The following is a 12556-nucleotide window of genomic DNA, read 5'->3' as shown; positions in this document are numbered from 1 at the left end:
GCCTTTACTCCTGCTTCTCTTCTGGGTACCAGCGATCCAACAACGCCTTAGATCGCTGCAGCTCGGTCTGCCAGGTATCGGCGCCCACGACCGTAGGCTTAAGCAGGATCACCAGCTCAGTCTTGCGTAGTGAATTAGAGCGGTTGGTGAAGGCTTCGCCCAGAAATGGGATGTCCCCCAATAAAGGTACCTTAGAAACCAACTCTATATTCTCGCTCTTCATCAGGCCGCCGATCACCACGACATCGCCGGTATTGGCCTTGATGACGGTATCTGACTCGCGGATCTCGCTCTGTGCCAAGGGAAGCTCGAGTGTGTTGTCTGACACCTTAATCGACTTGTTCTGCTCCTTGATGTCGATCACCGAAGGATGGATATGCAGCAGCACATTGCCCTCTTCGTCGATCTGCGGCGTCACATCCAGGGCGATACCCGAGAAGAAGGGAGTCAGTTCCACTTCGGGCGTGGTCACAGGTGTGGTTCCTGCCACTGTGGTCGAGGAGACATCGGTTACGAAGTACTCGTCGCGGCCTACCTTGATCACCGCCTTCTGGTTGTTCGATGCCGTGACCCTGGGGCTGGAGAGCACATCGACATCGCCCTGGGTATCGAGCAGATTAATCATGGTGCTAAAGTCTTTGCCCTTCACCTGTAGAGACGTAATACCGCCAATGGCTGAAGTGATCACATCACCCAATCCATCAGGAGAGGGCGAAGTGCCGAACTCTACACTATTGTTACCGCTTTGACCCAATACGCTTTCCCAATGGATCCCCTGCTGATAACCGTCAGACAGGGTAACCTCAAGCACCTTGGCTTCGAGGATCACCTGACGCTGCAGATGACTCTCGGCGGTCTTGATAAAGGTCTTCACCTGCCGCAGTTCATTGGGGTAGGCTCTGATGGTGACCAAGCCCGCCTGTGGGCTGACCACCACCTGTCGGCCATCGCCGGTACTGCCGATTATCGATTCCAGGGTATCCTTCAGCTCCCCCCAAAAATCTGTCTTAGTCTTTGAGCGAATAAAGGTACCATTGGTGGTCTCGTTACTATTGTTGTTACTACTGTCGTTGCTGTTGTTCGAGTTATTGTTGTAATTATTGCCATTGTTGCCATTGTTATTACTGTTGTTATTGTTGTTGTCTGAGATCCGTCCGGAATTTACCGAGGTCAACGACAGGCCTTGACGCTCCATGTAGAGATAGTTCAGCGGAATAGTCTCGGTGCGCATACCTGCGGGGAAAATCCGTAAAATGCGTCCTTCGCGGCTCACCTCATAACCATAGATATCCTCAACCACCTGCAGCGCCTCACTCAGGGTGACTCCCTTAAGCGACAGGGACACAGTGCCGGTCACATTCGGATGCACTGCCACACTCAGGGGCGTACCCTGTACCAAGCTAGGAAAAAAGACCTTGGCATCCACATCTTTAGCCGACACATCGAAACGACGCTCACTGGGTTGGCTAGGCGAGAGAGAACTCAACAAGGCTGATGACTGTAATTCTCGCTGCACCGAATCAGGCATCACTGCCGCTGGCGGCGGTGTTTTAGGTTTAGTCTGCGCCGCTGCAATCGAATTATCGATAGCCGACTTTGACTCGACTGGCTGGGGACGATCCGTAGTCTGACAGGCGGCTAACATCAGCACGATCAGAGGTGTTATGGTTTTCATCGCAGTCATTTATTGTCCCTTAGTCACTGTTACTTCCGGGTAGAGCTTGAGCTGACGGCCATCGGCAAGCCAGACTCCCTGCTGAGTGATGCGAGTGATCCTCACACCGGCTACCCTGTCACCTTTGGTGAACGTCTTGTTATTAATAATGGCCGTCGCCGACTGGTTGGTGATCATTAGGCTGTTTAATACCAGTGGCTGTCCACCCTGCCCCAAGCCAGCGCTTGTCACCCCAGCGCCGGGGCGAGTCGGGTCCCTCAGGGTCTGCGCCGACACTTGAGTCACGCTAAGGCAGAGAAGCACCGCCAGCCACACATTACTCTTGATTCGCAACACTGATAAAATCCTTATTGATACTGAGGGTGTAGACCTCTAACATCACCTTCGCCTTGGGGTAGTCGCCCACGACATAATCCAGATGGCGCCAGTAAAGCTTGCTTGGCATAGACTCAACTGCCTGAATGAACTTGAGCGTGGCAAAATAGTCGCCAACAAATTCAAGCCTAATCCCATGGCTATAAAGATTGAGCTTCTGTTCATCGCCCAGAGCCAGTAACGGCGTGGGCGCTAAGGATTCAAACCCCTGTAGCTCGATCCCTTTTACCCGCCCTAACAACTCACCTAGCATGGTCGGCATCTTGTCGGCCGGCACCATATCAACCATCTGAAACGACAACTGTTGGTCGATATCTGCCATCTGCTGTTGCAAACTGGCCAGACGTTGGCGGTACTCTTGATCTGGGTCTTTTGCCAGGGTCTCCTGATACAGGGCTATCTGTTGCTGAGAGATCTTATTCTCAGCATTTAAGGTGTTAATATTGGTCTGCAAACGGCCCCTTTGCTCCAGCTGAGACTCCAGCGGCAGATAGAGAAGCATGCCAATCACCACCACGACCGCCAAAGCGATCATCACTCGCTCCCGCTGGCTTAACTGATTAAATGCTTCACCCCAACGTGTCATCAGCTGCTTCATTTCATCGGCTCCTCATCACGCTGACTGCGCAGCACAAAGCCCAGCGGCTGCTTGTCACCACGATTCATGGTGAGCGTGCTAAAGGCTTGCCCTTTAAGCGGCTCGACCCCTTGCAGACGTGCCAGCCAAAGCGGCACGGCATTTGGCGCCGCGCTAAAGCCTTCAAAGACAAACTGATCTTGTTTCACCTGAATACGGCTCAGCCAGAGCTGATCGTCGGTCACCTGTGCCAGCCCAATAAGCAGTGGCGAATAGCCTTTGCTGGTCAAACTTTCTACCTGAGATAACTCACCAAGCAGCAACCGCTTTAGCTCGACCTGCTGCGACAGTAAATCCACCTCTTGCACCAACTCGGCCGAGGCGCGGCGCTTAGCAATAGCCTGTTCAAGCTGCGCCTTTTGCTGGTCAAAAGCGCGTTTGTGTTCAAGCAGCTGAGCCTTGTCGCTTTCCAGGCTGTTAAGATTGAAATAGGCCAGCAAGTTGGCCGTCAACATCAGCACCAATAGGCCTAGAGCCAACTGTGTTAGACGCGCAAAGGAGAGGCGCTGCGCCGGAGGCAACAAAGAAGCGTTATAGAGGTTAACTCGCAGTTTCGGATTCATCTAAGCTAACTCCTCCGTTTGGCGTTCAAGCTCATTGAGCGCCCACTGAGCCAATTTATCCTGCACCCTGTCGCAGGCGATCACCTCGACCCCTTGATCAAAATTTTTCGCCAGCAATTGGGCTAATAGCTGATGCTCTCCGCCCATCAGGAGTCCAATGGACGCCACGGGCGCCTGGCGTAGCTGACTCTCGAAATAGTCCATGGAGCGCTGTAGCTCTAGGCTAAGATTATCGGCCACACCTAGCTGCAGATCTTGGCTCGACACCTTGTCTATCTGGCTAAATCCACGAATACGACGCTGCATATAGAGCTGGCCCTGCTTGACCACTGTCAACAAGAGTTCGTTACCTGGCTTATGACACAGCACCATGTGCGCCAACTTGTCCTCGGCGCCATAGTTGCTAATGGCCATCTCTTCGATACTGATCCCGGCTATCGTCACATCATGCTGTGCCGCCGCCTTTACAAGCTCCTGAAGCCAAGCGCGGTTCACCACCACGACGGTCACCTTATTGGTGGTCGACTCAGGTGCCTCAAAATAATCCAGATGCAGCAGTTCAACTGGCTCAGACACCATATCCTTGATCGACCACACCAACGCCTGATGCAACTCCTCGGGTTCGACCATAGGTTTGTCGACCACCAGCAGTTGGTAAAAGTCTTCACTGAGCACAAGTTGCAGATGCGGAGCGGGGATCTTGTCGGTCAATGCCTTGAATAACGCAGACCAGTTATTGCCATCGATGGCTAGAGAGAAAGGGATAGCATCGCCATCGCGTTGAAAAAAGGTAACAGTAGCGGCGTTTATGTAGACGCCCAAATTGACTCTATCGTGTTTTTTTTGCCAAAAGGCAAACTTACTCAAAAGACTGTTTTCCATTTTAAGGCATATCCATCAATTTGATACTCACGCGCCATGAGTGTCCCAAATCGCTCTACCTCAAAACGAGGGCCGATATTGCCTCGAGGAAAGCGTCAAAATAATAGCGTTATTGTAGCGACTAATCGCCTAATTTTATAGAAAAAACAAATATCAATTAGATACACTTGGATAAACATAGAACAGTAACCCAGCACTAACAAGCCTTTATCAAGCCCTGCAAGGCGGTAACAAAATCACCCCACTTCCATGGGCTCACTAAAAAAGCTGCCCTGACCGGCACTCACCCCTAGAATTTTTAGGGTCTGCCACTCTTCAAACGACTCGATTCCCTCGGCAAAAACCTGCACTTCACTGCGGTATAGCCCACCGATAAGACTTCTTACAAACAACTGATTTTCTTGACGTAAGTGTATCTGACGCACAATAGAACGATGTAGCTTGATCAGATCGAAACGACAAGACTGAATATACTGAGTGCTCACCACCTGCTGGCCTACCCGGTCGACACACAGGCTAGCGCCCATCTTGGCGATCATATCCAGCGGCGCCTTCAACTTAGTCAGGTTGTTCACCAAGATATCTTCATTGATCTCGAAGATCAGCCGAGGTGTCAGATGACGATACTCCAGTAAAGTGGTTTTCAGCCAACGGATAAAGGCTCGGCTGGTTAAGGTATCCAAAGAGAGATTAATACTGTATTGGCGACCATCCTTGGGGGAGCGCGGTAACAGATCGAATAACACGGCCTCGATCACCTGACGCTCAATCTGAGGGATCAGACCGCACTTGATCGCCATAGGTAAAAACAGCGTGGCCCGCACCAGATTGCCATTATTGTCACGTAGCCGACATGAGACCTCGCTATGATGCTCCTCACCATCGCTGTCCAGTACAGACTGAGTAAAGGGCACCACACGTTTATTGACTAAGGCATATTCAAGAAAACTGCGCCAGCGCACAGAGCCTCGGGCAAACTCCTCATCCACCGCGCCCTTGTCATACATAAACCAACCGCTATTACCCTGGAACTGCGCCGCACGCAGCGCCATCTCTGCCTCTTCGATCAGCTGCTCTTTGCTCTCGCCAACCTTAAAGTAGGCCACGCCGATATGGAAAAAGTCGTCACGGTTATTCACCCCTTCGAGAGGTTGACTCAGGCATACCTTTAGCAATCGGGCGGCCAGCTTTTCGGCGTCAGCCAAAGAGATCTGCGGCACCACGATGGCAAACTGGTTGTAGGAACGGCGGGAGAAAATACTGTTGGCCTGACTATCCAGCAGATGACTGATACCGGCAATCGTCTGGCTGAGCAGTTCCTGGATGCTAAACTCATCGGCCTCCTGCTGTAGCAAATCCAGATCTTCCATCTCCAGCAGCAAGAGCACCCCAGGGGCCATCATGCCATCCTTGTTGCTCAGCGCATCAAGACGATTCTTGAGAAAAAGGCGATTACCTATGCCTGATTCGGGATCGAGGAAGGTGTTGGAGCGGATAAACTGATCGAACCTGGCGCGCTGTTTCTGTGCATCGTCCAGTTCAAGCAGCATCTGTGTCAGGGCGCGGTTGATCAGTCTTGGTCGGCCATGACCTGTCTCCGCCAGTGCCTTATCATAATCCCCCGAGAGAATGAGATGGCTGCGCTTGGCCAGATCTTCTATGCCTTGCAGCTGCTGGGCCAGCCAGAGGTAGCCTCGCCTCACAAGCAGGATTACGGCGATACAGCCCAGCAGAAAGACCAGGCCGCCATGCCAACTGATGTTATGCAGCAAGAAGGGCTGAGGCAGGCTGATATGAAAATGCAGGTCTAAGGTCTCGTTGAGTACCCTGTCGTAGTTGACCACACTCTGATCATGATTACCCCGGTCGAAGCGGTACAGCGTCTCATCACCCCGGATCAGGGTAAATGTTTGTGCGTCGTAGGCAGCCAAAATCTGAGGTAGCCAGATATCTAGGTGTTGAAGTTCATGGCGCACCTGATGTTGCAGCAACATCTCTTCAAGCTCGCTGATCTGCTGCTGTTGAAACTTATAGGTGAGCTGAATAAAACTGACCAGGGCGGTCAGCAGAAAGATAAACGCCACCGCAGCAAGGGAAAGCAGCCAAAAGCCAGTTAACTTCTTAGTGAGGAGTTGTGTTAATTTCATTTCCGCTTCCTGCAGGATTATTATTATTTTTTACGACTGAAACCGCTTTAACTTCAAGGATAACAAAAGGCTTTAGCTGCGAAGCTGAGTAACATCACTTACCATACAAATAAAGCAGTAAAGGCACAATAAAAAAGGGCCCTAAGGCCCTTTTCTTATCGCTATGACCTGATTAGGCCATGTAATGCTCAGGCAGTGTAGGCAATGCCGCCACACCCGATTCGATGGCAGCTTGTGCCACGGCTTTCGCCACATTTGATAATAGACGTGGATCCATTGGCTTAGGGATCACATAGTCTGGGCCGAACTTCAGCTCAGACACATCTGGATAAGCCGCCAACACTTCGGCAGGAACAGGCTCTTTCGCCAAGGAAGCGATGGCATGTACCGCGGCAATCTTCATCTCATCGTTGATCTGCGAGGCGCGAACATCTAGGGCGCCACGGAAGATGAAGGGGAAACAGAGTACGTTGTTGACCTGGTTCGGGTAATCACTACGCCCCGTACCCATGATGAGATCCTTACGCACATCGTGCGCCAGCTCAGGCTTGATCTCAGGATCTGGGTTTGAACAGGCGAAGATCACCGGCTTGTCGGCCATCAGGGCTACATCTTCAGCACTTAAAACGTCTGGACCCGACAGACCTAGGAAAGCGTCGGCGCCCTTGATCACATCTTGCAGGGTACGCTTGTCAGTGTTGTTAGCAAACAGCTCCTTATACTCGTTGATATCTTCGCGGCGGGTGTGAATAACGCCCTTACGATCCAGCATATAGACGTTCTCACGCTGCACGCCACACTTGACCAGCATGGTCATACAGGCGATAGCGGCCGCACCGGCGCCCATACAGACAAATACCGCGTCTTCCAACTTCTTGCCCTGGATCTCTAAGGCATTGATCATACCCGCTGCGGTAACAATAGCCGTACCGTGCTGATCGTCGTGAAACACTGGTACGTTACAACGCTCAATCAGAGCCTTCTCAATCTCGAAACACTCGGGCGCCTTGATATCTTCTAAGTTGATCCCACCAAAGGTATCGGCAATTGCCTCAACCGTGTTGATAAACTCTTCAGCGGTGCGGTGCTTCACTTCGATATCTGTAGCATCAATATTGGCAAAATGCTTGAACAGCAATGCCTTGCCTTCCATCACAGGCTTAGAAGCCAATGGCCCCAGGTTACCCAAACCTAAGATGGCCGTTCCGTTAGAGATAACGGCAACCGTATTCCCTTTAGCGGTATAACGATAGGCATCGTCAGGATTGGCGGCGATCTCACGTACAGGTTCTGCCACACCCGGACTATAGGCAAGCGCCAGATCCATGCTGGTCTCGGCGGGCTTAGTCAAGCTAACGGCGGTTTTGCCAGGTACGGGGAACTCATGATAGTCAAGGGCTTGCTGACGGAAATCGGCCATTTTAGTAATCCTGCAAAAAATGCGACAAGTGTATTCAGAGTAAGGTCTTATTTGCCCCGTCTCGCTCCCTCATCGACCGAGAAAAACGACACGAGCCATTAGGGCGCTAAGATACTCGAAATTAGACGATTTTTAAACAAGATATTAGAAAATTTCAGTTTATTATGAAGCTAAAAGGTCTAAGGCTTATTTTGCAAACTTATCTGTGAGGGATGATGGGCAATCATCTGCCACTTTTTGTAGGAATAATACAACTCACCACGCACTATTACCGGACTTTCAAGCAGGTTTAGGGTCAAAATGTTGCTAAATTTACCAGATTCTTCTCTAGGTATACCCACATAAAAACTTTCATCGATAATCAGCCACAAATGCTGACCTTTTCTTTCAAAACCTGTCACCACTCCTCTGACCTCTCTCCAGCGATTACGATCATCGCGATCGAGCTCATTGGGCGATTTGGCCTGATAACTTTCATGGCTCCATAATCCACGCTTCTGCTGACGGGCCTGAAGCTCGATATTGGCCAGACACTGCCAGAAATAGTCATTTTGATAAACCCGCGCCTTGGCATACCCCTGACTGAGCATGATCTCCTGCAGATGCTCTCCCGACTCGGTATAGACATAGGCAAGTGTCTTTCCTTGTGGATCCAGTCGCTTACGATCATAAGACAACAGGAGTTTCTGACCAGGTACCAGGCGCTCTGCCAGAAAATTTCTCGCCTGATCGGCAAAGGGCTCCGACAATTCAGGGTAATGAGTATCAATTTCAGGAGAGTCGATGCCGATAAGCCTGAGCTTACGGTCATCTTCCAGCATTAAAGTATCGCCATCGATCACCGACTTAAACACCACGGTCTCGTCGTAATGGGTAGGAGCGCATACACTTGTGCTAGCGGCGGTCAGGCTCGACCAGAGGTAAAGAGAGAATGCCAGAGTCTTACCCATAATTAATCGCTTCCCTAGATTAACGGCTTAGTAACCAGTTATATCATAACCTTAGTATCAATGAGCATTCTTCTCGTGCCGATCGACAAGATAAAGTCACTGGCAACAAAAAAGGCGCCATATAGGCGCCTTTTTCAGAGTTCTTTGCAGAAGAATTACTTCTTGCCAAGCATACCGAAACGCTTGTTGAACTTGTCGATACGTCCGCCGGTATCCATAACTTTCTGGGTACCAGTGTAGAATGGGTGACATGCACCACATACGTCCAAGTGCAGTGGCTTACCTGCAGTTGAGTTTACTTTGATAACGTTACCACAAGTACAAGTTGCAGTGATTTCAGCATATTCAGGATGAATGCCTGGTTTCATTGGGATTACCTCAAGTTTAAGGCCATGTCGCACTTCCAACCCGAAGTCGGACACCACATGCAGTTAATAAAATATTTAGGCGCGAGATAGTACAGGATAGCAGCAATAGATACAAGCATCCCCGGCAACTATTCACCCCCTTTATCAAAAATAATCGCCAGCAGGCTGAGACGCCAGCCCAAGGGCATTATTCGGCCTGTAACGACTCGAAGGTTTCTCTGGCGCGCTTGGCGTCGCGATAGCTCTGCTTGAGTGATTCTGACGGACAATTGAGCTTGACATCGGCTCTTAGTCCATTGATTTTGCCGCCATTAAAGGCTTTAGGGTTGGCGTCAAAAATGGCCAGCATGGCGCCATAGGTCGAGAGTTCCCAACTCACCGCATAGGCTGAGCCTAGGCGCCACAGTGTCTGAGGCGGCTGATAGTCAAGCTGACAATTTGACGTCACCAGTGCGTCATTTGTAACAAGCGCACTGCCCACAGGCACTTTAGTTTGCCCAGCTGCAGTGCTAACTTGAGAATGTGCTGGCTGCTGGGCAGGTATCTGCGGCTTAACCTCTGCCTTGGCCGCGACACGAGCTCCCCCCTCAAACAGAGGTATGCGTTTGATCTCCTGCCAGCGATTGATCTGATATTCCTGTATCACTAACTGGGCATCGCGATCTTCCACATCCTCCACCCCACTGAGCAGTAGCATATAAGTATTCATGGGTTTGACCATCAAACGTTCGCGGCCCGACTTCTGCTCGACGATAAACTGCACTTTATCCAGGTTCACCGATTGCGCGACGATATTGACTCTCAGGCTAGGGCTCTGCCCCAGGCCCGACAATCGCTGATTGATACTGACATGGCTCAACTGGGCCCAAGCCCCCTGACTCGCAAACATCAATCCCAGCATGACTAGAAATAGCGCTCTTCTCATCGCAACCTTCTTATCCCTTTTTGAGGTGGATTACCCTGATGAAAAGATGCTTATCCCTACGCCGCCTTACTCGGCTTGCGCCAGCGCAACTCTTCTTTGGGGGTTTCTGCTATTAAGCACCAAGCTCCTTGATGTTTCAACAATTTTGTCACATCTTGCTACCCAAAAGCATCGGCTTTTGCTCAGCCATCTTTGTGAGAGATTATGGTAGCCCTCACCCATGAGTCTGGGTACACTTGCTTTACAGTTCTAGAAGCCAGCCGAGTCCCGACCGAATTTATGTCCCTGTTTGTCGAAGTTGCCCTGCCCGTCCCCATGCGCCAAGCCTTTAGCTATCGTGTCAAAGAGACAGATATGGCCAAAGCCGATATAGGCGTCAGGGTGCGTGTCCCTTTCGGTCGGCAGCAACTTATCGGCCTGGTCACCGGACTCTCGAATCAGTGCGATCTGGCACCGACTCAGATAAAATCTGTCATCGCCTTCCTCGACGACCAAGCTGTGCTGCCCCCCTCGCTCTACAAGTTGACCCAATGGGCCGCGCGTTACTATTTTTGTAGCCTGGGGCAGATGCTCTCCCAAGCGCTTCCTGTGGCGCTGCGCAAAGGCGCTGAGGTTGAAGCGCAGCAACTGAAGATCTGGCAGGTGACCCCCCAAGGTCAAGCCGCGGATATAGACACGCTTAAACGCGCCCCCGCCCAGCGCAAACTGCTACAAGCCCTACTGGAAACGTCCCTCAGCCAAGAGGAGATCAATGCCCTGGAGCTGAGCAAGACGGCACTTAAGGCATTAGCCGAGCGAAGCTGGATCGAGTGTATCGAGAAGCGCTGCGAGACCGATCTTAGCTGGCGCGATAGCCTTGAACTTGGCGAGGCGCCCCACCAACTCAATCCCGAACAGGCGATCGCCGTAGCCACCCTGAATCAACAACAGGGTTATACCTGTTCGCTACTGGAGGGGATCACAGGTTCAGGCAAGACCGAAGTCTATCTGGCCCTGCTGGAAACCGTGCTCAAACAGGGTAAACAGGCCCTCATCTTAGTGCCTGAAATTGGCCTGACACCCCAGACGATCAGCCGCTTCAAACGCCGCTTCAAGGTACAGGTCGCGGTGATCCATTCGGGGCTGACAGACAACCAACGCCTGAGCGCCTGGCGCCAGGCCAGAAGCGGCGAGGCGGCCATCATCATAGGCACCCGCTCGGCGCTATTTACCCCCATGCGCTACCCCGGCATCATCATCTTAGATGAGGAACACGACAGTAGCTTTAAACAGCAGGAGGGCGTTGGCTATCACGCCCGAGATCTGGCGGTGATGCGCGGCCACTTGGAGAAGATCCCTGTGCTGCTAGGCAGTGCAACCCCCTCACTGGAAACCTTGCAAAATGCCTTGGCGGGCCGTTATCAACACCTGAGCCTGGGCAAGCGGGCCGGGGCCGCCGAAAAGGTGCGTCAGGGGATCATCGATATCCGAAACCAGCCCCTAAAAAAGGGCTTATCTCACGCCTTACTCAACGAGATGCGCATCCATCTGGATGCAGGCAATCAGGTGCTGCTGTTTCTCAATCGCCGCGGCTTTGCCCCGGCGCTACTCTGCCACGAGTGTGGTCATCTGCATGAGTGCGATCGCTGCGATGCCTTCTTCACCGTGCATCAATCCCTGGGCGAGATCCGCTGCCACCACTGTGGCAATCAATACGCTATCCCCAAACAGTGCCACCAATGTGGTAGCACCATGCTAATGGGCCAAGGAGTGGGTACCGAGCAGTTGGCTGAGGCGCTGACCAAGGAGTTTCCCAACTATCCTGTGGTGCGCATCGATCGTGACACCACCAGCCGCAAAGGGGCGCTGGAAGGTCACCTCAATGCCATCCATAAAGGCGAGTACAAGATCTTGGTCGGCACCCAGATGCTGGCCAAAGGGCACCATTTCCCCGATGTCACCTTAGTGGGACTGCTGGATGTGGATGGCGCCTTGTTCAGCGCCGATTTTCGCGCCCCCGAACGTTTCGGCCAGCTCTATACCCAGGTCTCAGGCCGTGCCGGCAGGGCGCGTAAGGCGGGAACTGTGCTGCTACAGACCCATCAGTGCGACAATCCGATTTTGCGCGAGTTGATGCATAAGGGCTATGGCGAGTTTGCCCGAGGTCAGCTGGAGGAGCGTAAACAAGCGCTGCTGCCACCGGCCTGGCATATGTTGCTGCTGCGCGCCGAGGCCCACCGAGCAGAAGATGCCGACAGTTTCCTGACCCAGGTCGCCGCTCTACTGCCCCAAAACGAAACCTGCGAAGTGATAGGCCCAATGCCCGCCCCCATGGACAAGAAGGCGGGCAAGTTCAGACGTCAGCTGATGTTTCAAACCAAGACCCGCGGCCAATTACAGCAGGCGTTTGAACAGGCTCAGCCGCAGATTGAAGCCCTGCCGCTGGCCAAGAAGTGTCGCTGGAGTCTAGATCGCGACCCACAGGATCTGCTGTAAGCAAAAAAAGTGAGAATAGCGTAGAAAAATCCGTCCAGAGGATAGCAATTAGTCACCACAAGCGGCTAAAATACGCGGTTATCCCTGAATCTTTCATATTTAGGGTCTTTTGACCCTAGCAACTATCGATTAAACGCCA

General features: G+C 52.0%; 11 protein-coding genes. 1 reads left to right on the top strand and 10 read right to left on the bottom strand.

Annotated elements, in window-relative coordinates:
* Positions 1-4 precede the first annotated feature (4 nt).
* The 10 genes from mshL to L2712_RS14150 form a co-directional block, all read right to left on the bottom strand.
* Complete coding sequence (gene mshL, locus L2712_RS14195) at positions 5-1684, bottom strand: pilus (MSHA type) biogenesis protein MshL (protein ID WP_248978152.1); 1680 nt, start codon at positions 1682-1684, stop codon at positions 5-7.
* Positions 1685-2011 carry an MSHA biogenesis protein MshK gene (locus tag L2712_RS14190; protein ID WP_248978151.1) on the bottom strand — a complete coding sequence of 109 codons (327 nt, stop codon included), beginning with the start codon at positions 2009-2011 and terminating at the stop codon, positions 1685-1687.
* A complete protein-coding gene (locus L2712_RS14185) occupies positions 1992-2648 on the bottom strand; it encodes an MSHA biogenesis protein MshJ (RefSeq protein WP_248978150.1) in 657 nt (218 codons plus the stop codon). The genes L2712_RS14190 and L2712_RS14185 overlap by 20 nt, the downstream gene beginning before the upstream one ends.
* The gene (locus tag L2712_RS14180; RefSeq protein WP_088903669.1) at positions 2645-3250 is read right to left on the bottom strand and encodes a PilN domain-containing protein; all 606 of its coding nucleotides are present in this window, start codon (positions 3248-3250) and stop codon (positions 2645-2647) included. The genes L2712_RS14185 and L2712_RS14180 overlap by 4 nt, the downstream gene beginning before the upstream one ends.
* Positions 3251-4132, bottom strand: a complete 882-nt coding sequence (locus L2712_RS14175) for an MSHA biogenesis protein MshI (RefSeq protein WP_248978149.1) — start codon at positions 4130-4132, stop codon at positions 3251-3253.
* A 236-nt stretch (positions 4133-4368) separates the two neighbouring features.
* Positions 4369-6279, bottom strand: a complete 1911-nt coding sequence (gene csrD / locus L2712_RS14170) for an RNase E specificity factor CsrD (protein WP_248978148.1) — start codon at positions 6277-6279, stop codon at positions 4369-4371.
* Positions 6280-6451: 172 nt separating this feature from the next.
* Positions 6452-7699 carry a malic enzyme-like NAD(P)-binding protein gene (locus L2712_RS14165; protein WP_248978147.1) on the bottom strand — a complete coding sequence of 416 codons (1248 nt, stop codon included), beginning with the start codon at positions 7697-7699 and terminating at the stop codon, positions 6452-6454.
* Positions 7700-7878: 179 nt separating this feature from the next.
* Entirely contained in the window at positions 7879-8649 is a 771-nt protein-coding gene (locus L2712_RS14160; protein WP_248978146.1) for a thermonuclease family protein, read from the bottom strand.
* 155 nt (positions 8650-8804) lie between these two features.
* Positions 8805-9017, bottom strand: a complete 213-nt coding sequence (gene rpmE / locus L2712_RS14155; protein WP_011864187.1) for a 50S ribosomal protein L31 — start codon at positions 9015-9017, stop codon at positions 8805-8807.
* A gap of 187 nt (positions 9018-9204) precedes the next feature.
* Positions 9205-9942: a LysM peptidoglycan-binding domain-containing protein gene (locus L2712_RS14150; protein WP_248978145.1), complete on the bottom strand. Its 738-nt coding sequence runs from the start codon at positions 9940-9942 to the stop codon at positions 9205-9207.
* Between the two features lie 279 nt (positions 9943-10221).
* On the opposite strand from L2712_RS14150, the gene priA reads away from it, so the two are divergent.
* Entirely contained in the window at positions 10222-12417 is a 2196-nt protein-coding gene (gene priA, locus L2712_RS14145; protein ID WP_248978219.1) for a primosomal protein N', read from the top strand.
* Positions 12418-12556: the final 139 nt, after the last annotated feature.

It is taken from the genome of Shewanella marisflavi, from assembly GCF_023283925.1.
Taxonomy (GTDB): Bacteria; Pseudomonadota; Gammaproteobacteria; order Enterobacterales; family Shewanellaceae; genus Shewanella; species Shewanella marisflavi.
This window is presented reverse-complemented; position numbering and strand designations above follow the sequence as displayed.